Consider the following 26,920-nt stretch of genomic DNA (forward strand, 5'->3'; position numbering starts at 1 on the left):
GGCGGCCATCCACCCGGCGGGGGCCCGGCGGCGGGTGCAGGCCACGACGGGCTCGGCGCGGACCAGGTCGCACCCCCGGCTGGCGGCCAGGGGGCGGGCGGGGCACCCCACCGTGGCAGGATGCTCCGCCCGATGTGCAGACGGTAGGGGTCTGCCAGCGCGCCCGCGCCGGCGTCCCGCTGATCGACATAGCTCAGCAGATCGAGATCGAGCCCCTCGTGTCGCATGCGGCAATCGACATACACCAGCGCGGCGCCGGTGGACAGGACGATGAGCGAGACGCACTGGATGAGGAAGACCACCAGTTGGGTGACGACGTTGCCGACGAGAAAGGTCGTGAGCGCGGCGACATCGGGCTCCCCGGTCGGTGTCACGATCGTGCCCATCCCCAAAGCGGCGATCGACAGCGGGACGCTCACCACCTGGGCAAGGGTGCCGAAGGCGAGGCTGATGATGACGCTGACGCCCAGCCCCACCCAGAACCGTCCCCGAATGAGGGTCCACGACCGGGCGATGGCCGTGCGGATCTTCGCCTGCTCGGCCACCAGCACGGCAGGGACGAGCATGAGCTTGGTGGTCAGCCACAGCGAGAGGGGGATCATCGCGAGGGCGACCACCATCGCGACGACGAAGCCGATCGGCCCGGCGATCACGCTGAGCCCGAAGAAGATCCCCACCACGATGGCGACGGCGACCACGATCGCCAGGGTCAGGAGCAGCCCGTAGCCGATCAACCGTCCCGCCACGGGACGGACCCGGCCCCACAGGCGGCGCAGGGTGAGCTTCTCGGCGACCACCGCGTGGAGCACGTCGGCGACGACGACCCCTTGCACGATCACCCCGAGCGCGGCGGAGGCGACGGTCAGGATGAGCCCTGCGATCCCCACGAGCGCGACGGAGCCCGCCAGGACCGTCTCGAACTCTTCGGTGCCCGGTTGCAGCGAGGCCAGTCGCGAGAGACTGAGCACGCCGAGCCCCACCAGGACTCCCGCGACCAGGAGCGCGCCCACCGCTTGCACCACGAGGGCGAAGCCGAGGAGGACCCGGGGGTTGTGGCGGAGCACGGTGAAGGAGCGACCGAGGATGGTGCCGAATCCCAACGGGTGCAGGGGAACGATGCCGGGCCTCGTCGCCGGGGTCCAGGTCGTGTCCGTCACGTCGAGGATCCTTCCATCTCGCGCAGCCGGCCGGTGCCCGAAGAGCAGCCGGAGGGCTCGTGGTTCTCCTATCGTGGCACACCGACCCCCGCAGCTCTCCGCGCGGAACGGCCGAGACACCAGGCACTCGCGCGGCTGCTCCCAGCCCCATTCCCGGGGCCGTCCGATACTGTGTCAGTCAACGCACACCGCCCGGTACGCGTTGACTCCCGCCTAACCCGAAGGACGAATGGGTCAGATGGCTTCTCGCATCCTGGTCGTCGACGACGACACCGCTCTGGCAGAGATGATCGGCATCGTCCTGCGCACCGAGGGGTTCGAGCCGGTCTTCTGCGCGGACGGCGCGGTGGCCGTGGAGATGTGGCGGCAGGAGCGTCCCGAGCTCGTCCTTCTGGATCTCATGCTCCCGGGGATGGACGGGATCGAGATCTGCACGCGCATCCGCGCGGAGTCCGGAGTGCCCATCATCATGCTCACGGCGCGCACCGACACCGCGGATGTCGTGCGAGGGCTGGAGTCGGGCGCAGACGACTACATCGTGAAGCCCTTCAACCCGAAGGAGCTCGTCGCCCGCATCCGCACGCGATTGCGTCCGGCCAGCGCGGCTCCCGCCGAGACCCTCCGGATCGGCGACCTGTCGGTGGACGTCGCGGCACACGAGGTGCGTCGTGGCGACGCCGTCATCGCGCTGACACCGCTGGAGTTCGAACTGCTCGTCGCGCTCGCCTCGAAGCCTCAGCAGGTCTTCTCGCGCGAAGCACTGTTGGAGCAGGTCTGGGGCTATCACTACAAGGCCGACACCCGGCTCGTGAACGTCCACGTGCAGCGACTGCGCGCCAAAGTGGAGATCGACCCGGACAATCCGAAGATCGTCACGACGGTGCGCGGCGTTGGTTACCGCGCCGGCGCCGCGGTGTAGGGGACCGTGTCCTCCACCGGCTCCGTCCGCACGGCCGCGCTGCCGACGTGGCGGGACTGGCGCGGCTGGCCCGCCAACGTCGGCTACTCCTGGCGCCGTTCGCTCCGGTTCCGCACGCTCGCGGTGACGCTCGGATCCACTGCCCTAACGATCCTCGTCGCGCTCGTGTGGATGTCGCTGGCGATCCAGAACGACCTGTTCGAGTCGCGCGTCGAGCAGGTGGAGGCCGCCGCGCAGCGCGCCACGCTCGCCGCCCAGACGACGCTCGACTCCGCGGCGATCGGGGGTGACGCGGTCGCGCTGCAGGATGTGATGCGCGACGTGCAGGCTACGCAGTTCCGGCAGGCCGCCACCGACATGTACGCCATGTTCCGGATCTCCTCGGATCCCTCCGCCGTCGCGCCGCAGGACCTCGAAGTGGGCGGGCAGCTGTCCACGATGCTCTCCCCGGCCCTGCGCAAGGCCGTCGTCGCCGACCCCGACCACCAGGCCTGGCAATCGATCGGCATCCCCACCGAGGACGGAGCGGTCGTCCCCGGTGTCGTGGTGGGCCAGCAGCTCCTCCTGCCCGAAGCGGGGCCGTACGAGCTCTACTTCGCCTACGACCTGGCGTCGGAGGCCGAGACGCTGCGCTTCGTCCAGGTGACTCTCTGGGGCGTCGGGATCGCTCTGGTCGTTCTCATCGGCGCGATCTCCTGGATCGTCCTCCGCTCGGTCACCGTCCCGATCGCCCAGGCCGCCGACACGAGCGCCAAGCTCGCCGCGGGAGATCTCGGCGTCCGGCTGCCGGTGCGGGGCGAGGACGAGTTCGCCACGCTGGGGCGATCCTTCAACGCCATGGCCGACAGCATCGAGAGCCAGATCAAGGAGCTCGCGGACCTGTCCCTCGTCCAGCAGCGCTTCGTGTCCGATGTCTCGCACGAGCTCCGCACCCCACTGACGACGATTCGTCTCGCCTCCGACATGCTCAACGATCAGCGGACGGAGTTCGACCCCACCACCGCCCGCGCCGCCGAGCTGCTGCACGCCCAGGTGCAGCGATTCGAGACCCTGCTCACCGACCTCCTCGAGATCAGCCGATACGACGCGGGGTCGGTGCAGTTGGAGACGGAGCCCACGAGCCTGGCTCATCTGGCCGAGGACGTCATCGCGTCCATGCAGCAGCTCGCCGAGCAGCACGGGAGCGATGTGCGTCTGGTCGCCCCGGGCGGCTACTCTCCCGTCGAGATGGACCCGCGGCGTGTACGTCGGGTCGTCCGGAACCTGCTCGGCAACGCCATCGAGCACGGCGAGGGGCGCCCGATCGTCGTCACCGTCGACAGCGATCAGCGCTCGGTCGCCCTCGGCGTCCGAGACTTCGGTCTCGGGATGCGCGCGCAGGACGTCGAGCGGGTGTTCGACCGTTTCTGGCGTGCGGATCCCTCGCGCAAGCGGACGATCGGCGGCACCGGTCTCGGGCTCTCGATCGCCCTGGGCGACGCGCGACTCCACGGCGGCACGCTCGCGGTGTGGTCGGAGCCGGGGCGTGGCACCCATTTCGTGCTGACCCTTCCCCGGGGTACCGCCCGGATCGGCAACGCCTCGCCGATTCCGCTCGATCCCGGCGACGACGGAGCGCCGTTGGACGACCTGGGGCTCACGCAGCCGATCGACATCTCGCGGACGCCGGGAGGACTCGCATGATCCCGCAGCGGACCCGTCGCCTCCTCGCTCTCCCTGCCATCGCGCTCATCCTCGTGCTGGCCGCGTGTGCGGGTCTGCCCACCAGCGGGCCGGTCAAGCTCGGTCGGAGCGTCTCGGAGGCAGACGAGGATCCGGCCGTCTCGTTCAACCCCGACAAGCCGAGCCCCGGCATGACGCCGCAGCAGGTGGTCGAGGGGTTCATCGCCGCCGGCAGCGGGACACGTGACACGTGGGCCGTCGCCAAGCTGTTCCTCGCCGAGGCGACGCCGTGGAACCCGCGGGCAGGCGTCACGGTGTACACGCCGGGCCAACGTACGGTCACCGCCGTCTCCGACGACGAGGTGAACGTCGCGGTGCGCGTGGAAGGCTCCGTCGAGGCCAACGGCGCCTACACGCAGCGCGCCGGGGAGGTCGTCTCGCTGAACTTCCGCCTCGCGAAGGAAGAGGGCGAGTGGCGGATCACGGAGGCGCCCGACGGGATCGTGCTCGACCGGAACCGGTTCACGTCGGTCTTCCGCAACTACCCGCTCATGTTCTTCGACCGGGACTGGCGCTATCTGGTTCCCGACGAACGCTGGTTCCCGGTCGATTCCGCCCGGGTGCGCATCGCCGAAGCCCTCACTCTCGGCGGACCGAGCGCGTGGCTCGCCGAATCGGTGCGCAACGCCTTCACCGAGAGCACCGGGCTCGGCGCGCCGTCCGTCCCCGTGCGCTCGCAGGTGGCCGAAGTGCCGCTGCGCTCCGCCGCGCGCGGCGTCGACCGGACGACGCTCGGGCGGATGCAGCTCCAACTGGCGGAGAGTCTGGCGGGCACGGGGGTGCAGGGGGTCGACATGCTCGTGGACGGACAGCCGCTGGGGGCGGTCCCCGCCGAGGTCCGGCAGACGCGGGTGGAGAGCAGGCCACTGGTGACCTGGGGCGACGGCTTCGGCTTCCTCTCGGGAGCCGAACTGGAGCCCCTCACGGGTCTGGGCGGAGCACTGGCGGACGTGGCGACCGAGATCGGCGCCGTGAACGCGATCGAGGTGGATGCCGACAGGGCCCATGCCGCCGTCCGCGGCGAGAGCGGAGGTGTCGGCCTCGTGCAGTCCGACGGTCGCTGGCAGGTGCTGGACACCAGGGCGGGGCTCGTGAAGCCCACGATGGATGACGACCTCTTCACCTACTCCGTGCCGGCGGGGGATCCGGCTGGCCTGCGGGCCTACAGCCCCGACGGCACCGTCCACGAGCTCTCATCGGCGTGGCCGGGCGTCACGCACGTGTACGCGGTCCGTGTGTCCCGCGACGGCACTCGCCTCGCCGCCGTGGTCCGCGACGGCACGCAGCCCGCGGTCTGGATCTCCGGCATCATCCGCGACGACGACGGTGTCCCCGTCCGGCTCGGCGAGCCGAAGGCGCTGGGGGCGCTCCCCGGAGCAGGCGTCGATCTCACCTGGCTGGACGGGTCGACCCTCGCCGTCCTCGCCGAGAGCGAAGGACAGCCGGTCGTGATCGAGCAGCCGGTCGGCGGCCCGTCGCGCAGCACGCGGGCTCCCGAGGGGGCGACGTCGCTCGCCGGTGGCAACGAGTCGGGGGAGGTTCGCCTCCTCGACTCCGAGGGGCGACTGTTCGGGCAGCGCGGCGCGACGTGGTCGGTGATCGCGAACGACGTCGGGGTGCTCGCCACGCAGCGCGGCATGCCCGGCTGACCTCCATCGGCTCGTCCCCATCGGTGCCACGGGGCCGGCTTGAGCATCTGGCGGACCGATCGAGGCGGGCGAGGATCGAGGAGGCGGAGACTGCTGCGTGTCTCTCGTACGCGACGCCCTCCGAGAAGCGGTCGGCCTCTTCCTTCCCGTCTGGTGCGCCGGATGCGGTGTCGCCGGGGCGGAGGTGTGCCCGGTGTGCCGCGCCTCGCTCCTGCCCGGCTCGTCCGAGCTCATCGTGCGCCGGCTCAGCGCGGGGCCGACGGTCGTCTCGGCGCTTCCCTACGCCGACACCGTCGCTCGCGTCATCCGCGCGTGGAAGGAGGAGGGTCGGACGCCGCTGACCGCCCCGCTCGCGGCTGCGCTCCGTATCGCGATCGTCGGGATGTGCGACCGCATCGGCATGACGACGGGCGAGGTCGACATCGTGCCGCTCCCCTCGTCGCGAGCGGCCTTCCGGCGCCGGGGCTTCGCGCCGGTCGACCTGCTCGTTCGGCGAGCGGGAATGCGGCCGAGCCGTCTGCTCACGCCGGGCGCGGCCACCGCTGACCAGCGCGGACTCAGTCGGGAGGAGCGCCTCCGCAATGTCGTCGGCTCGCTGCGTGCGCGGGAGGCAGGCGGTTACCGCGTCGTGGTCGTCGACGACGTGGTCACCACGGGCGCGACCTTGGCGGAGGCGGCTCGGGTGCTCACCTCCGCCGGCGCGGAGGTGGTCGGCGCGGCGACGGTCGCGGCCACACCGTCCGCACAGGCGGGACAGAGGATTGTCCCGGTAACGGGAGGTGACATCGGAGGGAACGCCCGATAGCGTGGAGGGGACAAGGCGAACTCAGGGTCCGCCCTTGACCGGGAGGACCCGGAACAAGGAGGTCAGGGATGGAAACCAGCATCGTCGGCGTCGGGGTGGGTATCACCGATCGCTTCCGCACGGTCGCGGAGGAGAAGTCCACCCGCATCGAGAACCTCGCTCCACGAGCGCAGCGACTCGACGTCAAAGTCACCCACCGCGCCTATCACAACGGCGGCCGGGAAGAGGAGACGGTGGAGCTCACCGTCACCGGCAAGGGGCCCGTCGTGCGGGCCGAGGCCACCGACGGAGACAAGTTCGTCGCGCTCGACCTGGCCGTCGACAAGCTCGCCGAGCAGTTGCGCCGGGCCAAGGAGAAGCGCGTCGACGCGCGCAATCACCCCCGCGGCGCCAAGTTCGAGAAGGGCAGCGGCGCGCTCCAGGGCATCGACGTGCAGCCCGCCTCGGTGGAAGTGCTCCACGCGGTGGCCACCGGCGAAGTGCCCATCCAGAACAGTGACTCCGAAGAGGCGGAGTACACCCCCGTCGTCATCCGGACGAAGAACTTCGACGCCGAATGGATGACAGTCGAGGAGGCCGTCGATCGGATGGAGCTCGTCGGGCACGACTTCTTCCTCTTCATCGACGCCCGCACGGACCACCCGAGCGTCGTCTACCGTCGCAAGGGCTGGGATTACGGGGTCATCTCGCTGACGGCGACGGCGCCCCCGGCGCAGGAGCTGGCGTCCTGATCTGACAAGACGAAGGGGCGGGCACCGGTGGGTGTCCGCCCCTTCGTCTTGTCACCCGCGCGAACGACGCCGGTGCGCTCAGTCGAAGATGCCGTCGAGGATGCTGCCGATCACGAGGCCGCCCAGAATGCCGCCCATGACGTCACCGCCACCGCCTCGGCCACCTCCGCGCCCTCCCCATCCGCCGCCCCAGTCGTCGTCGCGCGGACGTGAAGAGTCGATGTCGCGCTGGGCGAGCTGCAGTGCCTCGGCGGCCAACATGCCGCAACGTCGGGCATCGGCGAGAGCCCGTTCTCGATCGTCTTCCTCGACCGGGCCGGAGACCACTGTCGCCAGGTCGAGCCGGATGCGCTCGGCCTCGGCCAGGCGGGTGCGCGCATCGGCACCGATCCAGCCGCGGTGCCCCGAGATGACGCTGCGGGCCACACCGAGTTGGCGGTCCGCGTCTTCGACGGCGTGACGGACGTGCGCTTCGGGGATCACCGGTCGCGCGGCGCGCTCCCGAACGCGTGCCACGACCACGTCGAGGGCGGCGTTTGCCTCTCGCAGCCGGGTGAGCTCGGCGAAGGGGTCGGCAAGCGCTCCGGCGGGGGTCAGGGCGGTCAGTTCTCGCTCCAGCGTCGACATCGCCGCCGCAACGTCGGGCACGTGGGCGATGTCCCGAGCCGCGGCGAGGTCTTCCCGGGAGTCGAGAACGATCGCATCGAGCGTCGATTCCGCCCGCAGGGCCTCGACCTCGTACGAATCCACCGCGTCGATGAGGGTGGTCGCGCGCCGGATCGCCTCTATCGCCGTCTCGAGGGCGAGGTTGGCCTGCTCCCGCTGACCGGACTCGCGGCGCCGCTCCGAGATCTCCGCGCCGTGCAGGGCGAAGCTCAGCAGCTGCTCGGCCTCGGCGTGGTTTCCCGACACCTTCCGCAGGGCATCGGTGGAGTAGCGTGCCGCCAGGCGCTCGAGCGTGGTCTTGGTCTGGGGGAGCCGCGCCGACAGTCGCTCCGCGTCGCGACGGATGCCCGCGACGATCTCGGGGGCGCGACGTGCGCGCTCGATGGGCGCGGCGAGGGCTTCCGTGCGATCGTCGAGGAGGTCCTCGGCCCATTCGCAGAGCTGGATGATGCGGGCACTGCGCGTGCGCAACTCCTCCGAGGTGTCGGGAATCTCGTCGTGATTGAGTTGGTGGAGGTGAAAGGCTTCGGCGAGGTGCTGGCGGACGGCCTCGATCGCGTCGCGGACGGGACGCACGGCCTCGGTGCCGAGCTCCGCCTCGGCGTAGACGAGCTCATCGCTGGTCGTCCGCAGGCGCTCATCGATCGCGACGAGCGCGGCCCCCGCGCGGCGTGTCTCCTCGGCGTCCTGCGCTGCCTGCGCTTCGCGTTCCTTCTTGCGATTGCCCCAGATTCCGGCCATGGTTCGATCCTACGGTCCGCTCCTGCGAACCGGCCGGTGCTCCCGATCCTGCGGGGTGACCGGCATCCGCACCGTTCGCAGCGTCCGGAGCGCGAGGGGAGCACGGCGCTTCCGGGTGCCCGGTGGTTTGTTCAGCCCGTTTCAAGGTCACAACCGCATAACATGGGGAGTTGTGCTGTGCGCATCGGCGCGCGTCACCGGCGGCATTCGCGTCGCCCGCACCCGAAAGATGGAGATCCTCCGTGGCCAACCCTCTCGAGAAACTGCTCCGCGCCGGAGAAGGACGCATTCTGCGTCGGCTTCAGCAGGTCGTGAAGGCCGTGAATGCGCTCGAGGAGGATTACGCCCAGCTCACCGACGAGGAACTGCGCGGCGAGACGGCAGAGCTCCGCGCACGCTACGACGCGGGGGAGACCCTCGACAAGCTCATGCCGGAGGCCTTCGCCGCCGTGCGCGAGGCCGCGAAGCGGACGCTCGGTCAGCGTCCCTACGACGTCCAGATCATGGGTGGCGCCGCGCTTCATCTCGGCAACATCGCGGAGATGAAGACCGGTGAAGGAAAGACCCTGACGGCGACGTTCGCGGTGTATCTCAACGCGATCGCCGGCAAGGGCGTTCACGTCATCACCGTCAACGACTTCCTCGCCTCGTACCAGTCCGAACTCATGGGGCGCGTCTATCGTGCGCTCGGAATGACGACGGGAACGATCATCTCCGGGCAGACCCCGGATGTGCGGCGGGAGCAGTACGACGCCGACATCACCTACGGGACCAACAACGAGTTCGGATTCGATTACCTCCGCGACAACATGGCGTGGCGCAAGGAAGACCTCGTCCAGCGCGGTCACTTCTTCGCGATCGTCGACGAGGTCGACTCCATCCTCATCGACGAGGCCCGGACGCCGCTGATCATCTCCGGTCCCTCGTCGGGCGAGGCGAATCGGTGGTTCGTCGAGTTCGCCAAGATCGCGAAGACGCTCGAGGCGGGCGTGGACTACGAAGTCGACGAGAAGAAGCGCACGATCGGTGTGCTCGAGCCCGGGATCGAGAAGGTCGAGGACTACCTCGGCATCGACAACCTCTACGAATCGGCCAACACCCCGCTGATCTCATTCCTCAACAACTCCATCAAGGCGCTGGCGTTGTTCAAGCGCGACACCGACTACGTCGTCATGAACGACGAGGTCATGATCGTCGACGAGCACACCGGGCGCATCCTCGTGGGACGCCGCTACAACGAAGGCATCCACCAGGCGATCGAGGCCAAGGAGAACGTTCCGGTCAAGGCCGAGAACCAGACGTTGGCGACGGTCACGTTGCAGAACTACTTCCGCCTCTACGAGAAGCTCGCCGGCATGACCGGTACGGCCGAGACCGAGGCGGCCGAGTTCATGTCGACCTACAAGCTGGGCGTCGTTCCCATCCCGACGAACAAGCCCATGATCCGCAAGGACCAGCCCGACCTCGTCTACAAGAACGAGCAGGCGAAGTTCGCGCAGGTCGTCGAAGACATCGTCCAGCGTCACGAGACCGGACAGCCCGTGCTCGTCGGAACGGTGAGCGTCGAGAAGAGCGAATACCTGTCGCGTCTGCTCGCCAAGAAGGGCGTCAAGCACGAGGTCCTCAACGCGAAGAACCATGCCCGCGAGGCGGAGATCGTCGCGCGCGCGGGGCGTCTGGGGGCGGTCACCGTCGCCACCAACATGGCCGGTCGCGGTACCGACATCATGCTCGGCGGCAACGCCGAGTTCCTGGCGGTGCAGGAAGTGAAGTCCCGGGGGCTCGACCCCGAGGAGACTCCGGAGGAGTACGAGGCGGCGTGGGACGAGGTCTACACCGCGATGCGCGACACCGTGGCGGAGGAGGCCGCGAAGGTCGTCGAGGCCGGCGGCCTCTACGTGCTCGGCACCGAGCGTCACGAGTCGCGTCGTATCGACAACCAGCTCCGCGGTCGATCCGGACGTCAGGGAGACCCTGGTGAGAGCCGGTTCTACCTGTCCCTCACCGACGACCTCATGCGACTGTTCCAGTCGGGGGCCGCCGAGGCGATCCTCGCGCGCACCAACTTCCCCGACGACGTCGCGATCGAGTCGACGATGGTCTCTCGCGCGATCAAGAGTGCGCAGTCGCAGGTGGAGGCCCGCAACGCCGAGATCCGCAAGAACGTCCTGAAGTACGACGACGTCCTCAACCGCCAGCGCGAGGCGATCTACGCCGACCGTCGGCACATGCTCGAAGGCGACGACCTGTCCGACCGGGTCCAGCACTTCATCGAAGACGCCATCTCGGCGATCATCGACGACCACACCGCCAACGGTCACAACGAGAGCTGGGACTTCGATGCGCTGTGGACCGAGCTGAAGACGCTCTACCCGGTCGGAGTGACCATCGATGAGGTCGTCGCCGAGAGCGGCAGCAAGGGGCGCGTCACCCCGGAGTTGCTCAAGCGCGAGATCCTCTCCGACGCGAAGATCGCCTACACCGCGCGCGAGGAGAAGCTCGGCGAGCCCGCGATGCGCGAGCTCGAGCGACGCGTCGTCCTGCAGGTGCTCGACCGGCGCTGGCGGGACCACCTGTATGAGATGGACTACCTCAAGGACGGCATCGGCCTGCGCGCGATGGCGCAGCGCGATCCGCTCATCGAGTACCAGCGTGAGGGCTTCCAGATGTTCCAGGCCATGATGGCCCAGATCAAGGAGGAGTCGGTCGGCTTCCTCTACAACCTGGACGTCGAGGTGCGCCAGGCCGGGGAGGCCGTGGAGGCGAAGGGACTGGAAGCCCCGCCCGTCGAGGTGCAGAAGCTCCAGTACACCGCCGCGAACGACGCCGGCGAAGTGGAGGTGCGCAACGACCGGGGGCAGGTCCAGCAGGCCGCCACCAACAAGCTGCGGCAGGCGGCGGCGCCCGCCCAGCCCGCCGAGGAGGCTCCCCGCGGTGCCTTCGGACAGCGAACCGACGGCGGCGCCGGGGGCGATTCCGCTCCGCTCAACCGCGCCCAGCGTCGTGCGGCGGACAAGAAGAAGTAGATCGAGACCGACGACGGATGCCGGCTGCACGGATGCGGCCGGCATCCGTCGTTCAGGCCACGCGTGGTCGATTGGCCACCGGAGCGCGGCGATATCCTGATCCGATGAGCCCTCGTATCCTGGATCAATCGTCGAAGCTGAAGGACGTCCTTTACGAGATCCGCGGAGCCGCCCTCGTCGAGGCCGACCGGCTGGAGGCCGACGGGCACACGATCCTCAAGCTCAACACGGGAAACCCCGCCACCTTTGGTTTCGAGGCCCCGTATCAGATCGTTCGGGACATGATCGACGCGATTCCCCACGCCCACGGCTACAGCGACAGCCGCGGCATCATGTCCGCGCGCCGGGCGATCGTCTCGCGCTACGAACAGGTCGATGGATTCCCCGCGTTCGACCCCGACGACGTCTACCTCGGCAATGGCGTCTCCGAGCTGATCACCATGGCGATGCAGGCCCTGCTCGACGAGGGCGACGAAGTGCTGATCCCTGCCCCCGACTACCCGTTGTGGACGGCGATGACGTCGCTGGCCGGGGGGACGCCGGTGCACTACCGCTGCGACAACGAGAACGGTTGGCAGCCCGACCTCGACGACATCCGCGAGAGGATCACGCCGCAGACCAAGGCGATCGTCGTCATCAATCCCAACAACCCGACCGGCGCCGTCTACACCCGCGAGGTGCTGACGGGGCTCGTCGAGCTCGCGAGAGAGAACGAACTGCTCCTGCTGAGCGACGAGATCTACGACCGGATCCTCTTCGACGAGGCGGCGCACATCCCCCTCGCGACCCTGGCCCCAGACCTGCTCTGCCTCACCTTCAACGGGCTGTCCAAGACCTACCGTGTCGCGGGATTCCGGTCCGGTTGGATGGTCATCACCGGCCCCAAGGCGCGCGCTCGCGGTTTCTTGGAGGGTATTCAGCTCCTCGCCTCCACGCGCCTGTGCCCGAATGTACCGGGGCAGCATGCGGTGCAGGCGGCCTTGTCGGGCGTGCAGTCGATCGATGCGCTCATCGCGCCGTCGGGGCGCCTGCACGAGCAACGCGACGCGGCGTGGGAGGGCCTCACCCGCATCCCCGGAGTGACCTGCCTGAAGCCTCAGGGCGCCCTCTACGCCTTTCCGCGGCTCGACCCGGAGGTGTACGAGATCCGCGACGACGCCAAGCTCGTCTACGACTTCCTCGTCGCCGAGCACGTGCTGCTCGTGCAGGGGACCGGTTTCAACTGGCCGACCCCCGATCACCTGCGCATCGTGACGCTGCCCGAGGCTCGTGTGCTCTCGGAGGCGGTCGAACGGCTCGGGAACTTCCTCGCGTCGTACCGGCAGTAGACGGGCTACAGCAAGGCCAACGTCGTCGCCCGCCAGCGCCCGTCCCAGCCCTCGAGACGCATGGCGATCGCTCGAGTGCGCGCCGGTCCGGCGACGACGATGGCCGCCTCCACGACGCCGTCGGCAGGGGTCGTCTCACGGATCGACAGGATCCGGTGGGCGGGCCGTGCCGCCGGCACCCCCCGCGCGCTACGAGCACGGGCGGAGAGATTGGCGCGGGCGACCAGCGCCCGGTAGGCGTCTTCGCCGAGCCACCGCGCGAGCTGGTCGACCTCGCGCACGCCGGCGAGGACCTCCATGACGCCGATCGTGAGGTTGCGCAGGAGTGGCTCTGAGTCCGGGAGGTCGCAGGTGGAGGTGCGCTGCGCCGCGAAGTACTCCTCGATCGACAGCGAACGGGACAGGCGCATGAGGCCCCGAGCGGGCGTCGGGGTGTCGTCGGCGACTGCAGGCATGCCGTTCCTCCGTTCAGTGCGTCCGGTCGAGTAGAGCACAGCGCCTCGAACGCGGGGATGAGAATCCTCCAACCTGTGGAAACCGCGGACGCCGTCGCCGGTCATCGCCTAACCTCTCGCCGTGCGGTGGGAACGATTCTTCGAGGACCTGGAAGACCAGCTCGACTCGGAATGGGAGGCCGAGCGCGCGGCCCTCGACAGCGAGACCGAACGGCTGCGGGTGGCCCGGCTGGCGCTGCGCGAGCGCCTGACCGCGGTGCTCGTTCGCGCCGGCGGAGAGGTGGCCGTGGACCTCGTCGACGGCACGGCATGGTCGGGGCGGATCGTCGCCGTCGGCGCCGACTGGACAGCGATGGAACTCGGTACCCGGCACCCGGGCGTCCTGCTGATCCCGTTGCCGTCCGTCGTTTCCGTCTCCCTCACGCGCGACGACGTGCTCGCCAGTGCGCGGGATGCGACGCCCGGGGCGGCTTTGGCGCAGCGGATGACGTTCGGCTTCGCCTTGAGAGACCTCGCGCGACGGCGTGCGCCGGTCACCGTGGCGGTCACCGGTGGACGGAGCTTCGTCGGAACGCTCGACCGCGCCGGAGCGGATCACGCGGATCTTGCGCTCCACGACGTCGACGCGCCACGACGGGCGTCGTCGGTTACCGGCTACCGCGTGATCGCGTTCTCCGCGGTGGCCTGGGTGCGCACCGAGGTGGCCACGCCGCTGCCGTAACCCGCGGAGGCTCAGTCCGGGTGCGTCATCGGTCCGCGTCCCCAGAGCTCGGGGAAGCTCGCGGCGTTCGATTGCCGCCACAGCGCCATCCGGCGTGCCTCTTCGGCTTGCTCGGACACGTAGGCGTTGACGCTCGTCTGTGAGATCCGCCAGCGGGGAGGGTTGCCGACCTTCATTCCCTCCAGCCGGCCGTCGAGTGCAAGGGCGACCACCTCGTCGACGTCGATCGCGAGCATTTCCGCGACCTGCGCAGCGGCGAGGAGGCGCACTTCGGGGGGGAGTGCTTCGGGCATGACGCCATTATCCGCCTGAAGTGAGTCGAAATGCGAAGACGTTCGTGCCTTGTGGATAGCGCTGTTGTGGACAGACGCCCTGGCCCGCCCCCGGAGCGGTCACGATGGTGCCATGACCTCTGGAGAGTCCGCCCGCCCTCGCGCCCGAGCGTTCTGGAGCGACACGCGTTTCCTGCTGGGCATCGTCCTCGTCGTCGCGTCGATCGCGGGGGTGTGGGCGGTGGTGGCTGCCGCGCGCCATACGGTGCCGGTGTTCGCGGCCAGCCGGACGATCGTTCCGGGTGAGCGCGTCGCGTCGCGCGATCTGACCCTCGTCGATGTGGCGCTGGGCGACACCGCGAACGCGTACGTCGCCACGGCGTCGCTTCCGTCTGACGCCGTGGCAACCCGCACGATCGCCGCGGGAGAACTCGTCCCGCAGGCTGCGATCTCGTCGCAGCACGCGATCCGCACCACCACGGTCGTACTGCACAGTGACGGTGACGTGCCGTCGTCGGTCGTCACGGGGGCGCAGGTGGAGGTGTGGGCCGCGGCGCCGCTCGAACAAGGCAGGTTCGACACTCCGCACGTGCTCGTCGATGAGGCGACGGTCCTCTCGGTGACGCGCGACGACTCCGTCATGGCGGGTGCGGGGGTGTCGCTGGAAGTCGTGATCGATCGTTCGCAGGTCGCCGCAACGCTGGCCGCCGTCGCGGGCGGCGCGAGCATCTCTGTCGTTCCCGCAGGCGGACCGCTTCCGTGAGGGCCGTCCTCGCCGTTCACGACGGGGCTGTGCTGGCCGACGCGCTCCGCCGCCGCGCCGTCGAAGTGGCCGCCGTGGTCGACCCGACCGCGCCGGCCGCGGTCGTCGCCGGACGAGGTGACCTCGCGCGACCGAGCAGCGATGGCGATCTGTCAGCGCTCCTGTCGAACGCCGACCTCTTGGTCGTCGATGCGTCTCGCGAGGCGCTCACGAGCGCCCTGGTCTCGGCCTGTGACGGCTTCGGCGTGCGTATCGTCGCACGATGTGCCCGCGATGCCGAGCGGCGCCTCGCGACCGCGTTCGGCGTCCGGGCAGTGGCCATCGACGACGACGTCGACCGCCTCCTCGACCCCGAGCTGCCGCCTCTGCACGAGGCAGGCCCGTCACGCGGACGGATCATCGTCGTATGGGGCCCTGCCGGCGCACCGGGTCGGAGCACCATCGCCTATGCGCTGGCGGCGGAGCTCAGCCGTGACGGCCGTCGGGTCGCTCTCGTCGACGCCGACACACACGCGCCGTCGATCGCGCTTGCGACAGGCCTCCCCGACGAAGCTCCGGGATTCGCCGCCGCCTGTCGGCAGGTCGCCCGCCGCGCGCTGACGGGAGACGAACTGTCGCGAATCGCAGCGGTCTCTGGCGACGTGTCGGTCCTGACCGGGATCAACCGTCCGAGCCGGTGGCCAGAGCTCACGGCCGACCGCGTGACGGGGGCGTTGGAGGTATGTCGGGACTGGGTCGATGACATCGTGGTCGACGTAGCGTCTTCGCTCGAGTCCGACGAAGAGATCGTGAGCGACCTCGACGGCCTTCGTCGTAACGCTGCGACGCTCGCGGCGCTCGGCGCCGCGGACCTGGTTGTCGCTGTGGTCGCCGCCGACCCTGTGGGTGTCTCGCGGTTCGTTCGCGCGCAGGCCGACCTCGTGGCGGCCGTGGGCGCCACTCCGGTGCGAGTGCTCGTCAACAAGACGCGGTCCGGAGTCCTCGGGATCGACCCGCGGGGGCAGGTGCGCCGCACCCTGGACCGCTATCTCGGTATCGTCCACGTGTGGTTCGCGCCGTTCGACGTCCGAGCGGTCGACGCAGCCGTCCTCGAGGCGCAGCCGCTGATGCGGGTGGCAGGACGATCTGCACTGACGGCCGCGGTTCGCCGCTTCGTCGGAGAGGCCATCGACCCCCCGAGGGCTCGTCGCGTCGTGCCCGCTTCGGGGCGTCGGAGACGCCGACGTGGAGAAAGGCTCACGCGGCGCGCGGTGGTCCGCAGGGGCGAGTAGTCCGGAGGGGTGAGTAGCCTGGAGACGTGTCGACACTCAGCGATCTCGTCTACGCCCAGGGCCGTTCGAGCGAGGCGGACGTGGAGTGGCTGCATCGGCTGGCGGGTGACGGACAGCTGCTCGCCGACCTCGCTTTCGCCGACATCGTGATCTGGGTTCCCACCGATGACGACTCGTTCATCGCTGTCGCCCACACCCGTCCCTCCGGGGCGGCGACCCTGTTCTACCGCGACATCGTGGGCGACCGGGTCCGGCCACAATGGCGCACGCAGGTGCGCGACGCGTTCACGCAGCTGCGGATCGTCGACTCGGCCTCGCCCGACTGGTTCGAAGAGACGCCGACGCGCGTGCGGGCCGTCCCGATCCTCCGAGCGCAGGGGAGCGAGGACACGGGGACCACGGTGATCGGAGTGCTCACCCGGCACACCAATCTGGGGGAGGCTCGCACTCCCTCTCGGCAGCAGATCACGTTCAATGACTGCGCGGACGACCTCTTCGGCATGATCGCCTCGGCGGACTTCCCCGATCTCGCGGCACCGACCTCGCCGCGGCGGGGCGCTCCCCGGGCGTCGGACGGACTCATCCGGCTCGACGTCGACGGCGTGACGACGTTCGCAAGCCCCAACGCCCTGTCTGCGTTCAACCGCTTGGGATTCGACGAGGAACTGGAGGGAGAGCCGCTGATCGAGGTGGCCACCGCACTCCTGCCCGCCTCGCGTCAGTTCGACGAGTCGTTGCCGATCGTCATGGCGGGCCGCGCCCCGTGGCGGGCAGACATCGAAGCGCGCGGGGTCACCGTCTCCTTGCGCACCATCCCGCTGAAGGACCACGGCACGCGCATCGGGGCGATCGTGCTGTGCCGGGACGTGACGGAGATCCGCCACCAGGAGCAGGAGCTCATCACGAAGGATGCGACCATCCGGGAGATCCACCACCGGGTGAAGAACAACCTTCAGACGGTCGCGTCGCTGCTGCGGATCCAGTCCCGCCGCACGCATTCCGATGAGGCGCGGGACGCGCTGACTCAGGCGATGCGCCGAGTGTCTGCGATCGCCGTCGTCCACGACACGCTGTCGGAAGGCCTCGCGCAGAACGTGGACTTCGACGACGTGTTCGACCGCGTGCTCAAGCTCGTCGCAGAGGTCGCCGCGTCTCCCAACACCCGGGCGCGCACGCGCAAGACCGGTACGTTCGGGACCCTTCCCAGCGAGTACGCGACGCCTCTCGCACTGGCGCTGACCGAGCTCGTCACCAACGCCGTGGAGCACGGCCTGGCCGACAAGGAGGGGGAGGTCGAGATCATCGCCGAGCGCACCGACGATCAGCTGGGCGTGCGCGTGCGAGACACCGGCGTGGGCCTTCCCGAGGGGCAGGTGGGCCGAGGGCTCGGCACGCAGATCGTGCGCACCCTGATCCAGGGAGAGCTCAGCGGAACGATCGACTGGCACACGCTCGTGGGCTCGGGAACCGAAGTGACGATCGAGATTCCGCTGCGCTACATCGACCGTCGCGTCACGTGACGCGGGCGAGGAGCGTCAGGAGGCGCGGCGCGCGCGAGCGGCGCGGCGCTTGAGGGCGCGGCGCTCGTCTTCGGACAGTCCGCCCCACACACCCGAGTCCTGACCGCTCTCGAGAGCGTACTGCAGGCAGATCTCGGTGACGGTGCAGCGCGCGCACACGGCCTTCGCTTTTTCGATCTGGTCGACCGCCGGACCGGTGTTCCCCACCGGGAAGAACAGCTCGGGGTCGACGGTCAGGCAGGCGGCTTTGTCGCGCCAATCCATGGTGTGGTGCTCCTTGATGCGGGATGAAGTTCGGGTGGGTCTGACGCCGGGTGACGTCGATTACCCTGGAAGTGTGCGAGCAGTTGCTCGCCCCACTGCGCTGTGGGAGCACACGCTGGTTCAATCGTCCCATGCGAGGCGAGGTGAATCAAGGGTGAACATGTCATTTCCTGAGCAGTGTGCTGTGCAGAAGCTCGATGCGACGCCCGCGATGAGATCCGATACGACCCGATCAGGAGCATGTGCGCAATGACCACGACGACCGTCGAACGACTGGCGGGCCTCCTCCTGGCGGCGGAGGCAGTGGCCCTGTTCGTGCTCGCCGGCTGGGAGATCGTCGCGCTCGTGCGGGGTGACACCGGGTCGGTCGCCAGCTCCGTCGCCCTGATCGTGCTGACAGCAGTGGGGGCGTTCGCCGTGGCCGGCTTCGCCCTGGCCACGTGGCGGGGAGCGTCGTGGGGGCGCAGTGGCGGCATCGTCACGCAGCTGCTCGCGCTCGCGGTCGCGGGCGGGGCGTTGACGGGTGAGGACCCTCAGCCGGGATTCGCGGTCACCGTCGCGCTGCCCGCTCTCCTCGGGCTCGCGCTGCTGATCCTCGCGGCGCGTGCGGCCTCGCGCCGCCTTCGTTCCTCGAGCTCCTAGACCCCGAGAATCCCTCGGATCCGAGCGACGTGTCCGGTGGCCTTGACGTTGTACAGGGCATGGGTGAGGACGCCCTCGCCGTCGATGACGAAGGTCGAGCGGATGACGCCCTCGACGATCTTGCCGTAGTTGCTCTTCTCGCCCCAGGCGCCGTACTCCTCGTGGACCGCGTGGTCGGGGTCGCTCAACAGGTCGTACGGAAGGTGATCGCGCTCGCGGAACTCGCGCAGCTTCGCCGGGGTGTCCCGAGAGATGCCGAGCACCGTGTAGCCCGCGGCCTGAAGCGGTGCGAGGCTGTCACGGAAGTCGCAGGCCTCCGTCGTGCAGCCGGGCGTCATCGCGGCGGGGTAGAAGAAGAGGATGACCCCTGATCCGCGGAGATCGGCCAGGCGGACCGGCTTCTCGTCCTGATCGACGAGCGCGAACGAAGGGGCGAGGGCGCCGGGTTCCAGACGTGCCATGCGTCCAGCCTACCGACGGCGCGAGAGCGCGAGGGCACCCGGAGGGTTCAGCCGAAGGTCGCGAGAAGCCGCTGCAGCGAGTCGAGGCGCGCGGCTCCCCGTTCTCCGAGGCGCCCTTCCGCGACTGCCTCCACGAGCGCACAGTCGGGGGCGTCCGGGAGGTGCGTGCACCCGCGCGGGCATTCCTCGGCGATGACCGCCAGATCCGTGAAAGCGCGGAGGATGTTGGCGGGGTCGACGTGTCCGAGACCGAACGATCGGACCCCCGGGGTGTCGATGACCCAGCCACGTCCGTCGTCGTTCTGGTAGCGCAGCGACACCGTGGAGCTGGAGGTGTGCCGCCCGCGGCCGGTGACCTCGTTGACGTGCCCCGTCGCGCGGGAGGCCCCGGGGACGAGCGCGTTCACGAGGGTCGACTTGCCGACTCCGGAGTGACCCACGAACACCGTCGAGTGCCCCACCAGCCGGTCGCCGATCTCCTCGACCGGCATGTGCCCGTGACCGCTCGTGAACACCTCGAGGTCGTCGAGCCCCTCGAAATGCGCGAGGAAGGCGGAGGGGTCGGCGAGATCGGTCTTGGTGACGACCAGAAGGGGGTGGATGCCGGCGTCGAGCGCGGCGACGAGGTACCGATCGACCAGGCGAGGGCGGGGCTCGGGATCGGCGGCGGCGACCACGACGAGCATCTGGTCGGCGTTGGCGACGACGACCCGCTCGACCTGATCGGTGTCGTCTGCGCTGCGGCGCAGGAGCGACGTGCGCTCCTCGATGCCGATGATGCGTGCCAGGGTGCCCTCGATGCCGGAGAGGTCACCGACGACGCGCGCGCGGTCGCCCGTGACGATCGGCTGCTTGCGCAACTCCCGGGCGCGCGTTGCGGAGATCTGACGTTCCTCGGGTCCGTCCTCATCGACGAGCACGGCGTACCGCCCCCGGTCCACACCCAGCACCCGGGCGATCTGCGCGTCGGCGTGGGCAGGGCGACGCTTGGTTCGCGGTCGGTTGGCCTTCGGGTTGGGACGAACCCGGATACGCGACTCGTCGAAGTCGTCCTCGTCCTCGTCGTCCGCGTCGAGCCAGCTCACTCCGGTAGCCGCCCCGTCATCGACCCGTCGACTGCAGCATCCGCTGCCACATGTCGGGGAACTCGGGCATGGTCTTGGCGGTCGTGCCGATGTCGTCGACCTCGACACCGGGCACTCGCAGTCCGATGATCGCGCCCGCCGTGGCGATGCGGTGATCGTGCTCGGCGTGCCACACACCCCCATGGAGCGGCACGGGTGTCACCCGGATGCCGTCGGCGAGCTCCTCGGCCTCGCCGCCGAGCCGACGCAGGTTGCTCACGAGTGCGGCGATCCGATCGGTCTCATGGCCGCGGATGTGCCCGATGCCGTGGAGGGTCGACGGCGCGTCGGCGAAGGCGGCCAGTGCGAACAGGGTCGGAGTCAGCTCGCTGGCGGCCGTGAGATCCAGGTCTACGCCGTTGATCCGGTCGCCCGCCGTCACCGTGACCGCGCCACCGCGGCGGGTGACGCGAGCCCCCATCAAGGCGAGGATCTCGGTGAGCAGGGCCCCCGGCTGGGTCGATGTGGCCGGCCACGCCGGGATGGTCACCGATCCACCGACGACCATCGCCGCGGCGAGGAAGGGCGCGGCATTGGACAGATCCGGCTCCACGGTTGCATCGCGGCCGCGCGGAGCGCCGGCCGGCACGAGCCATTCGTGCGCCTCGGGGTGCTCCACGTGCACGCCGCGGCGGGCCAGGGACTCCACCGTCATGTCGATGTGGGGGACGCTGGGCAGTCGCTCGCCGCTGTGGTGCAAGTGCAGGCCGACGTCGTATCGGGGAGCGGCGAGGAGCAGGCCGGAGACGAACTGGCTCGAGGCGCTGGCATCGATCGTGACCTCGCCGCCGCGGATATGGCCTCTCCCGCGGACGGTGAAGGGCAGGGCCCAACGGCCGCCGTCGTCGATGTCGACGCCGATCTCACGCAGCGCGGTGATCATGGTGCCCATCGGTCGATGCAGTGCGCTCTCGTGGGCGGTGATCGTCACATCGCCTTCGGCCAGGCCCGCGAGGGGGGCGATGAAGCGCATGACGGTGCCGGCTTGGCCGCAATCGATGACGACGTCGCCACGCAGCTTCCGGGGCGGGGCGATGAGCAGATCCGGCCCGAACGGTCCCGTGGCGGGTAGCTCCTCGATCTCGACGCCCAGGGTCCGAAGCGCATCGATCATACGGGCGGAGTCGTCAGAGTGCAGCGGAGCGACGAGGGTGCTCGGTCCATCGGCCAGGGCGGCGAGGACGAGTTTGCGGTTCGTGAGCGACTTCGAGCCGGGCACCGTGACGGTTGCAGCGAGCGGCTCGGAGACCGCCGGAGCGCGCCACGGGCCGGGATGCGCCGCCTCGCGCGGCGACTGAGCTCCCGGTGAAGAGGAAAGGGGGGAATACCCGGACGCAGTCATCGAGTTCTACCCTAACGAACCCGTCGACACCCGCCGGCGGAACATCTCGAGACCGGAGAGCGAGGAGCGGCATGATCGCGACGCTGCCACCCGTGTCGGATCTGTTCGGCGACGTAGACTGGCGCCTGATGGAAAACGAGGCGGCAACCGATCCGCGACACCAGTTCGAAGAGCAGGCCCTTCCTTTCATGGACCAGCTCTATGCCGCCGCGATGCGGATGACGCGCAATCCGGCTGACGCCGCCGATCTCGTTCAAGAGACGTTCGTCAAGGCGTTCGCCTCGTGGGCGTCGTTCACGCAGGGCACCAACCTCAAGGCGTGGCTGTACCGCATTCTCACCAACACGTACATCAACACGTACCGGAAGAAGCAGCGCGAGCCCTACCAGGGGACGATCGACGACCTCGAGGACTGGCAGCTGGGGGGCGCGGAGTCGACCACCGCGACCCGTACCCGCTCGGCGGAAGCCGAGGCGATCGATCACATGCCGGCATCCGCCGTGAAAGACGCCCTGCAGGAGATCCCGGAGGATTTCCGCCTCGCGGTGTATCTCGCCGACGTCGAAGGATTCGCGTATCAGGAGATCGCGGACATCATGAAAACCCCGATCGGCACGGTCATGAGCCGTCTGCACCGTGGCAGGCGAATGCTCCGTGAACTGCTCGCCGACTATGCAAGAGAGCGCGGCATCGACGTGCCCGCCACGAGGAGCACGAAATGAGCGACTGCGGCTGCGAGAAGGCCCGGAAGGACCTCGAGGAGTATTTGCGGAACGAGGTCTGCAAGACCGAGCATTCCGACATCAAGGAGCATCTGGAGAACTGTGATTCGTGCCGCGAGGAGGCCCTCGTCGCGACGACGCTGACCGCGGTGGTCGCTCGCGCGTGCCGCGAGACGGCTCCCGAGGAGCTCCGGGACCAGGTGTTGGCGCGCCTTCGTGCGGAGCAGGCGACTCACCACTGACGCGCCTGGACCACCCCGTCAGGGGGTGATGACGGCGAGCGCGCCCGGGAGGACGTCTACCCGCAGCGGAAGCGGACCGACCGGGTCGCCATCGGCGTAGGCCGTGACGCCCGTCGCTTCCATCCGCACCGCCCGCACCCGACGCATCGACACTTCCGGCACAGCCCCGTGCGTGCCCCGGTAGACGCGGGGGAGCAGTCGCAGGAGCCGCAGGCGACCGGCCGGGCGCACGAGGGTCAGATCGAGCAGGCCATCCTCCCGCGACGCATCGGGACAGATCGGAATGCCGCCCCCGTAGGTGCGTCCGTTTCCCAGAGCGGCCATGACGAGGTCTTCGTCGACGTGCTCTTCGGAGCCGTCTGCGTGCTCCAGGGTGAGGTGGAACGGCTGCCCACGGAGCCTCGCGAACTCGATCAGGAGGGCGAACGTGTAGCGGGACCGACCGCGCGGAAATCGCATCCGGTTCGCGCGATCGTTCACTTTGGCGTCGAACCCGCTCGCGAGCACAGTCGTGAAGAGGGCCGCGGATCCGTCGGCGCGCTGGATCCGGCCGAGGTCGATGGCCGTGACGGCGCCGTTGAGCACCGCGCGGGCAGTGCGCTCGCCGTCGCGCTCGCGGTAGCCGAGCGAGGTCGCGAGATCATTGCCGGTGCCGACGGGAAGTGGAGCGAGCGGGACGCCGGTGTGGGCGAGCGCTTCCGCGGCGATGCGGACGGTGCCGTCACCGCCCGCGACGACCACGGCGTCCGCTCCGGCATCCACCGCTCGACGCAGGAGGTCTGTCGACTCCGACGCGCTTCCTCCGGCGAGCACGGTCGTCCGCACGCCGTGGGCACGGAGCCGCTCGGCGCACCGCAGCGTCGCAGTGGACTGTGCCCCCGACCGGGCGGCGGGATTCACCAGGAGTGCCACGTCCATGTCGGCGTCGGGGGTGGTTCGTCGGCCGGGTCAGACCCGGAGCGCCTCCTGCATGATCGTGGACTGCTCGACGGCGTGCACCTTCGGTGACCCGGTGGCCGTGGAGGCCGCTGCCGGGCGGGACACGCGCGAGATCGTGCGCCCGCGCAGATGCTTGACCACTTCGAGGGCGATGAAGGGCCACGCCCCCTGGTTCTCCGGCTCGTCCTGCACCCACACCAGCTCCGCGTTCGGGTACTCCGCCAGCACGGCGTTGAGCTCGTCGACCGGCGCCGGATAGAACTGCTCGAGACGCACCAGCGCGATCGCCGGGTTCGGGTTCTTGTCGAGCTCGGCCTTGAGGTCCCAGTGGATCTTTCCGGAATGGAGCAGGACCCGGCGCACGGCGCTCTTGTCGATACCGCGATCGTCGTCGAGCACCGGCTCGAAGCGTCCCTCGGTGAACGCGCCCACCGGGCTCGTCGCGCCGCGCAGGCGCAGCATGGCCTTCGGAGTGAAGACGATCAGCGGTCGCCGCGGTCGTGCGTAGGCCTGTCGACGCAGGAGGTGGAAGTAGGAGGCGGGCGTGGACGGCCGGGCCACGGTCATGTTGTCCTGCGCGCACATCTGCAGATAGCGCTCGATGCGAGCCGAGGAGTGGTCCGGTCCCTGACCCTCGTATCCGTGGGGGAGGAGAAGGACGACGCTGGACTGCTGGCTCCACTTCTGCTCCGCGGCGGAGATGTACTCGTCCACGACGGACTGCGCGCCGTTGGCGAAGTCGCCGAACTGTGCCTCCCACAGCGTCAGCGTGTCGGCGCGCTCCACCGAGTAGCCGTACTCGAAGCCCATCGCGGCGTACTCGCTGAGCAGCGAGTCGTACACGTAGAAGCGGCCCTGGTTCTCGCCGAGGTTCGCCAGCGGCAGCCACTCCTGCCCGTTCGCGCGATCGTGCATGACCGCGTGGCGCTGCACGAACGTTCCGCGGCGCGCGTCCTGGCCGGCGAGGCGGACGTTGGTGCCCTCCATGAGGAGCGAGCCGAAGGCGAGGAGCTCGCCGAACGCCCAGTCGATCGAGCCGTTGCGGCTCATGTCGTGGCGCTTTTCGAGGAGCTGCTGCAGCTTGTTGTGGACGGTGAAGCCCTCGGGGCGGTTGACGAACGCGTCGCCGATCTGGTTGACGACGGCGGTCGACACTCCCGTGGTCTCCGGAGCGCCGACGGCGACGTCGACCGAACCCGTGGTGGAGACGATCCCGGTCGAGCCGGTCTCGGCGGCGTGGGTCTCCGCGAAGGCGACCTCGAGGCGGTTCTGGAAGTCCTGCTTGGCCTTCTCGTATTCCTCCTCGGTGATGTCACCGCGACCGACGAGCGACTCGGTGTAGAGGCGACGGACCGACCGCTTCGCCTCGATCAGGTTGGTCATGAGGGGCTGCGTCATCGAGGGGTCGTCGCCCTCGTTGTGCCCGCGACGGCGGTAGCAGACGAGGTCGATGACGACGTCGCGGTGGAACTCCTCGCGGTAGCGGAAGGCCAGCTCGGCGACGCGGACGACCGCTTCCGGGTCGTCCCCGTTGACGTGGAAGATGGGCGCCTGGATGGTCTTGGCGACATCGGTCGCATAGACCGAGGTGCGACCGTCCTGCGGCAGCGTCGTGAAGCCCACCTGGTTGTTGACGACGACGTGCACCGTGCCACCGGTGCGGTATCCGCGCAGCTGCGACATCTGGAGCGTCTCGACCACGACGCCCTGACCGGCGAAGGCCGCGTCTCCGTGGACGAGGATCGGCAGCCAGGAGAAGGAGCCGATGGGCATGCGGTCCTGCTTGGCCCGCACGATCCCCTCCAGCACGCCGTCGACGGTCTCCAAGTGCGACGGGTTGGCCGCGAGGTAGACCGGGATCTCCTCGCCGGCATCGGAGACGAAGGTGCCCTCGGTGCCGAGGTGGTACTTGACGTCGCCCGAGCCGCTCTTGGAGCCGATGGCGACCGAGCCCTCGAACTCGCGGAAGACCTGACCGTAGGTCTTGCCGGCGATGTTGGTGAGCACGTTGAGACGGCCGCGGTGGGCCATGCCGATCGCCGCACCGTCGAGACCGGCACCGGCCGCTCCCTGCAGCACTTCGTCCAGGAGCGGGATGAGGGACTCCCCGCCTTCCAGGCTGAAGCGCTTCTGGCCGACGTACTTGGTCTGCAGGAAGGTCTCGAAGGCCTCGGCCTGGTTGAGCTTGTCGAGGATGCGGAGCTGTTCGTCGTGCCCCGGCTTCTGGTACTTCACCTCGACGTTGTCCTGGAACCACTTGCGCTGGGCCGGGTCCTGGATGTGCATGTACTCGATGCCGATCGTGCGGCAGTAGGAGTCGCGCAGCACCCCGAGGATCTCGCGCAGCTTCATGGTGCGCTTGCCCCCGAAGCCTCCGGTGACGAACTCGCGGTCGAGGTCCCAGAAGGTCAGGCCGTGCGACTCGATCTCCAGGTCTGGGTGGGTGCGCTGGACGTACTCGAGGGGGTCGATGTCCGCCATCAGGTGCCCGCGGACGCGGAACGAGTTGATGAGCTCTTGCACGCGCGCCGTCTTGTCGACCCGCTCGGCGATGTCGACGTTGATGTCCCCTCCCCAGTGGATGGGGGCGTAGGGGATGCGCAGGGCGGCGAAGATGCCCTCGTAGAACCCGCGCTGGCCGATGAGCAGCTCGTGGACGATCTTGAGGAACTCTCCCGAGCCGGCACCCTGGATGACCCGGTGGTCGTAGGTGCTGGTGAGGGTGATCGTCTTGCCGATGCCCAGCTCGACCAAGGTCTTCTCGCTGGAACCCTGGAACTCCGCGGGGTACTCCAGCGCTCCGGCGCCCACGATGCAGCCTTGCCCCTTCATGAGGCGGGGGACCGAGTGCACCGTGCCGATGCCGCCGGGGTTGGTGAGCGAGATGGTGGTGCCCTGGAAGTCGGCGGCGGTCAGCTTGCCGGCGCGAGCGCGCTTGACGAGGTCCTCGTAGGAGGCGAGGTACTCGTGGAAGGTGAGGGACTCCGCGCGCTTGATGCTGGGAACCATGAGCGCCCGGGTGCCGTCGGGCTTGGGCAGGTCGATCGCGATGCCGAGGTTGATGTGGGCCGGGGCGACGACCGACGGCTTTCCGTCGACCTCCGCGTAGGCCACGTTCTGGCTGGGGAAGGCCTTGAGGGCCTGGATGAGCGCCCAGCCGATGAGGTGCGTGAAGCTCACCTTGCCGCCGCGCGTGCGCGACATGTGGTTGTTGATCACGATCCGGTTGTCGATCATGAGCTTGGCGGGGACGGTGCGCACGCTCGTGGCCGTGGGCACGGTGAGCGACTCGTCCATGTTGGCCGCGAGCGTCTTCGGCATGCCTCGCAACGGCGTGACGACGTCTTCCCCCGCGGCCTCGGGGGAGGACGGGGCCGACTTGGGCGCCTGCGCGGGCACCGGCGGCGGTGCGGCGGGGCGCGCCGTGGTGCGGGCCAC

24 protein-coding genes are annotated in these 26,920 nt (G+C 69.3%); 14 read left to right on the plus strand and 10 right to left on the minus strand.

What is annotated here, in order from left to right:
• Positions 1-1,157, minus strand: a 1,157-nt coding sequence (locus QM591_RS01395; RefSeq protein WP_415128839.1) for a hypothetical protein, incomplete at its 3' end; no start/stop codon positions are given.
• A 238-nt stretch (positions 1,158-1,395) separates the two neighbouring features.
• Here QM591_RS01395 and mtrA point away from each other — a divergent pair.
• The 5 genes from mtrA (at position 1,396) to hpf (ending at position 6,983) form a co-directional block, all read left to right on the plus strand.
• Positions 1,396-2,076 carry an MtrAB system response regulator MtrA gene (mtrA, locus tag QM591_RS01400; RefSeq protein ID WP_415128841.1) on the plus strand — a complete coding sequence of 227 codons (681 nt, stop codon included), beginning with the start codon at positions 1,396-1,398 and terminating at the stop codon, positions 2,074-2,076.
• Positions 2,077-2,082: 6 nt separating this feature from the next.
• Positions 2,083-3,759: an MtrAB system histidine kinase MtrB gene (mtrB, locus tag QM591_RS01405; protein WP_415128843.1), complete on the plus strand. Its 1,677-nt coding sequence runs from the start codon at positions 2,083-2,085 to the stop codon at positions 3,757-3,759.
• A complete protein-coding gene (locus tag QM591_RS01410) occupies positions 3,756-5,447 on the plus strand; it encodes an LpqB family beta-propeller domain-containing protein (RefSeq protein ID WP_415128845.1) in 1,692 nt (563 codons plus the stop codon). The genes mtrB and QM591_RS01410 overlap by 4 nt, the downstream gene beginning before the upstream one ends.
• A 97-nt stretch (positions 5,448-5,544) precedes the next feature.
• Positions 5,545-6,252: a ComF family protein gene (locus tag QM591_RS01415; RefSeq protein ID WP_415128847.1), complete on the plus strand. Its 708-nt coding sequence runs from the start codon at positions 5,545-5,547 to the stop codon at positions 6,250-6,252.
• A gap of 68 nt (positions 6,253-6,320) precedes the next feature.
• A complete protein-coding gene (gene hpf / locus QM591_RS01420) occupies positions 6,321-6,983 on the plus strand; it encodes a ribosome hibernation-promoting factor, HPF/YfiA family (protein ID WP_415128849.1) in 663 nt (220 codons plus the stop codon).
• A 78-nt stretch (positions 6,984-7,061) separates the two neighbouring features.
• On the opposite strand, the gene QM591_RS01425 is transcribed toward hpf, so the two are convergent.
• Positions 7,062-8,390 (minus strand): hypothetical protein, encoded by a 1,329-nt coding sequence (locus QM591_RS01425; RefSeq protein WP_415128851.1) that lies wholly within the window; start codon positions 8,388-8,390, stop codon positions 7,062-7,064.
• A gap of 242 nt (positions 8,391-8,632) precedes the next feature.
• On the opposite strand from QM591_RS01425, the gene secA reads away from it, so the two are divergent.
• A complete protein-coding gene (secA, locus tag QM591_RS01430; protein ID WP_415128853.1) occupies positions 8,633-11,416 on the plus strand; it encodes a preprotein translocase subunit SecA in 2,784 nt (927 codons plus the stop codon).
• 104 nt (positions 11,417-11,520) lie between these two features.
• Entirely contained in the window at positions 11,521-12,744 is a 1,224-nt protein-coding gene (locus tag QM591_RS01435; protein ID WP_415128855.1) for a pyridoxal phosphate-dependent aminotransferase, read from the plus strand.
• A gap of 5 nt (positions 12,745-12,749) precedes the next feature.
• On the opposite strand, the gene QM591_RS01440 is transcribed toward QM591_RS01435, so the two are convergent.
• The gene (locus tag QM591_RS01440) at positions 12,750-13,199 is read right to left on the minus strand and encodes an Rv3235 family protein (protein WP_415128857.1); all 450 of its coding nucleotides are present in this window, start codon (positions 13,197-13,199) and stop codon (positions 12,750-12,752) included.
• Between the two features lie 121 nt (positions 13,200-13,320).
• On the opposite strand from QM591_RS01440, the gene QM591_RS01445 reads away from it, so the two are divergent.
• Positions 13,321-13,920 carry a hypothetical protein gene (locus tag QM591_RS01445; protein WP_415128859.1) on the plus strand — a complete coding sequence of 200 codons (600 nt, stop codon included), beginning with the start codon at positions 13,321-13,323 and terminating at the stop codon, positions 13,918-13,920.
• Between the two features lie 11 nt (positions 13,921-13,931).
• Here QM591_RS01445 and QM591_RS01450 read toward each other — a convergent pair whose 3' ends face one another.
• The gene (locus tag QM591_RS01450; RefSeq protein WP_415128861.1) at positions 13,932-14,213 is read right to left on the minus strand and encodes a helix-turn-helix domain-containing protein; all 282 of its coding nucleotides are present in this window, start codon (positions 14,211-14,213) and stop codon (positions 13,932-13,934) included.
• A gap of 112 nt (positions 14,214-14,325) precedes the next feature.
• Here QM591_RS01450 and QM591_RS01455 point away from each other — a divergent pair, with 112 nt between their 5' ends.
• From QM591_RS01455 to QM591_RS01465, 3 genes are read left to right on the plus strand one after another with little or no spacing between them, the layout of a single operon-like run.
• Positions 14,326-14,955 (plus strand): SAF domain-containing protein, encoded by a 630-nt coding sequence (locus QM591_RS01455; RefSeq protein ID WP_415128863.1) that lies wholly within the window; start codon positions 14,326-14,328, stop codon positions 14,953-14,955.
• Positions 14,952-16,226: a P-loop NTPase gene (locus QM591_RS01460; protein ID WP_415128865.1), complete on the plus strand. Its 1,275-nt coding sequence runs from the start codon at positions 14,952-14,954 to the stop codon at positions 16,224-16,226. Before QM591_RS01455 ends, QM591_RS01460 begins: the two co-directional genes overlap by 4 nt.
• 26 nt (positions 16,227-16,252) lie before the next feature.
• Positions 16,253-17,746 carry a sensor histidine kinase gene (locus QM591_RS01465; RefSeq protein WP_415128867.1) on the plus strand — a complete coding sequence of 498 codons (1,494 nt, stop codon included), beginning with the start codon at positions 16,253-16,255 and terminating at the stop codon, positions 17,744-17,746.
• Positions 17,747-17,761: 15 nt separating this feature from the next.
• On the opposite strand, the gene QM591_RS01470 is transcribed toward QM591_RS01465, so the two are convergent.
• The gene (locus QM591_RS01470) at positions 17,762-18,010 is read right to left on the minus strand and encodes a WhiB family transcriptional regulator (RefSeq protein ID WP_036295594.1); all 249 of its coding nucleotides are present in this window, start codon (positions 18,008-18,010) and stop codon (positions 17,762-17,764) included.
• A gap of 249 nt (positions 18,011-18,259) precedes the next feature.
• Here QM591_RS01470 and QM591_RS01475 point away from each other — a divergent pair, with 249 nt between their 5' ends.
• Positions 18,260-18,652: a histidine kinase gene (locus tag QM591_RS01475; protein ID WP_415128870.1), complete on the plus strand. Its 393-nt coding sequence runs from the start codon at positions 18,260-18,262 to the stop codon at positions 18,650-18,652.
• Here the strand turns inward: QM591_RS01475 and bcp are convergent.
• Genes bcp through aroA form a run of 3 tightly spaced genes read right to left on the minus strand, consistent with a single transcriptional unit; the run spans position 18,649 to position 21,579 of the window.
• Positions 18,649-19,113 (minus strand): thioredoxin-dependent thiol peroxidase, encoded by a 465-nt coding sequence (gene bcp, locus QM591_RS01480; RefSeq protein ID WP_415128872.1) that lies wholly within the window; start codon positions 19,111-19,113, stop codon positions 18,649-18,651. The genes QM591_RS01475 and bcp overlap by 4 nt on opposite strands.
• A gap of 47 nt (positions 19,114-19,160) precedes the next feature.
• Complete coding sequence (rsgA, locus tag QM591_RS01485) at positions 19,161-20,198, minus strand: ribosome small subunit-dependent GTPase A (protein WP_415128874.1); 1,038 nt, start codon at positions 20,196-20,198, stop codon at positions 19,161-19,163.
• A 16-nt stretch (positions 20,199-20,214) separates the two neighbouring features.
• The gene (gene aroA, locus QM591_RS01490) at positions 20,215-21,579 is read right to left on the minus strand and encodes a 3-phosphoshikimate 1-carboxyvinyltransferase (RefSeq protein ID WP_415128876.1); all 1,365 of its coding nucleotides are present in this window, start codon (positions 21,577-21,579) and stop codon (positions 20,215-20,217) included.
• Between the two features lie 71 nt (positions 21,580-21,650).
• On the opposite strand from aroA, the gene QM591_RS01495 reads away from it, so the two are divergent.
• Complete coding sequence (locus QM591_RS01495; protein WP_415128878.1) at positions 21,651-22,301, plus strand: sigma-70 family RNA polymerase sigma factor; 651 nt, start codon at positions 21,651-21,653, stop codon at positions 22,299-22,301.
• Positions 22,298-22,543, plus strand: coding sequence for a zf-HC2 domain-containing protein (locus QM591_RS01500; protein ID WP_415128880.1), 246 nt, complete (start codon positions 22,298-22,300; stop codon positions 22,541-22,543). The genes QM591_RS01495 and QM591_RS01500 overlap by 4 nt, the downstream gene beginning before the upstream one ends.
• An 18-nt stretch (positions 22,544-22,561) precedes the next feature.
• On the opposite strand, the gene QM591_RS01505 is transcribed toward QM591_RS01500, so the two are convergent.
• Both QM591_RS01505 and QM591_RS01510 read right to left on the minus strand, forming a co-directional pair.
• On the minus strand, positions 22,562-23,461 hold the full coding sequence (locus QM591_RS01505; RefSeq protein WP_415128882.1) for a diacylglycerol kinase: 900 nt from the start codon (positions 23,459-23,461) through the stop codon (positions 22,562-22,564).
• A gap of 30 nt (positions 23,462-23,491) precedes the next feature.
• Positions 23,492-26,920 (minus strand): multifunctional oxoglutarate decarboxylase/oxoglutarate dehydrogenase thiamine pyrophosphate-binding subunit/dihydrolipoyllysine-residue succinyltransferase subunit (locus QM591_RS01510; RefSeq protein WP_415128884.1); only part of this gene is annotated, 3,429 nt, incomplete at its 5' end.

It is taken from the genome of Microbacterium sp. (genome assembly GCF_047607225.1).
Lineage (GTDB): Bacteria > Actinomycetota > Actinomycetes > Actinomycetales > Microbacteriaceae > Microbacterium.

Excerpts from the sequence above, each read along its gene's own strand:
- QM591_RS01440 (WP_415128857.1), bottom strand. The coding sequence starts at position 13,199 with ATGCCTGCAGTCGCCGACGACACCCCGACGCCCGCTCGGGGCCTCATG.
- QM591_RS01455 (WP_415128863.1), top strand. The coding sequence starts at position 14,326 with ATGACCTCTGGAGAGTCCGCCCGCCCTCGCGCCCGAGCGTTCTGGAGC.
- hpf (WP_415128849.1), top strand. The coding sequence starts at position 6,321 with ATGGAAACCAGCATCGTCGGCGTCGGGGTGGGTATCACCGATCGCTTC.
- QM591_RS01495 (WP_415128878.1), top strand. The coding sequence starts at position 21,651 with ATGATCGCGACGCTGCCACCCGTGTCGGATCTGTTCGGCGACGTAGAC.
- bcp (WP_415128872.1), bottom strand. The coding sequence starts at position 19,113 with ATGGCACGTCTGGAACCCGGCGCCCTCGCCCCTTCGTTCGCGCTCGTC.
- QM591_RS01450 (WP_415128861.1), bottom strand. The coding sequence starts at position 14,213 with ATGCCCGAAGCACTCCCCCCCGAAGTGCGCCTCCTCGCCGCTGCGCAG.
- QM591_RS01470 (WP_036295594.1), bottom strand. The coding sequence starts at position 18,010 with ATGGATTGGCGCGACAAAGCCGCCTGCCTGACCGTCGACCCCGAGCTG.
- aroA (WP_415128876.1), bottom strand. The coding sequence starts at position 21,579 with ATGACTGCGTCCGGGTATTCCCCCCTTTCCTCTTCACCGGGAGCTCAG.
- QM591_RS01435 (WP_415128855.1), top strand. The coding sequence starts at position 11,521 with ATGAGCCCTCGTATCCTGGATCAATCGTCGAAGCTGAAGGACGTCCTT.
- QM591_RS01410 (WP_415128845.1), top strand. The coding sequence starts at position 3,756 with ATGATCCCGCAGCGGACCCGTCGCCTCCTCGCTCTCCCTGCCATCGCG.
- QM591_RS01475 (WP_415128870.1), top strand. The coding sequence starts at position 18,260 with ATGACCACGACGACCGTCGAACGACTGGCGGGCCTCCTCCTGGCGGCG.
- QM591_RS01505 (WP_415128882.1), bottom strand. The coding sequence starts at position 23,461 with ATGGACGTGGCACTCCTGGTGAATCCCGCCGCCCGGTCGGGGGCACAG.
- QM591_RS01425 (WP_415128851.1), bottom strand. The coding sequence starts at position 8,390 with ATGGCCGGAATCTGGGGCAATCGCAAGAAGGAACGCGAAGCGCAGGCA.
- mtrA (WP_415128841.1), top strand. The coding sequence starts at position 1,396 with ATGGCTTCTCGCATCCTGGTCGTCGACGACGACACCGCTCTGGCAGAG.
- QM591_RS01500 (WP_415128880.1), top strand. The coding sequence starts at position 22,298 with ATGAGCGACTGCGGCTGCGAGAAGGCCCGGAAGGACCTCGAGGAGTAT.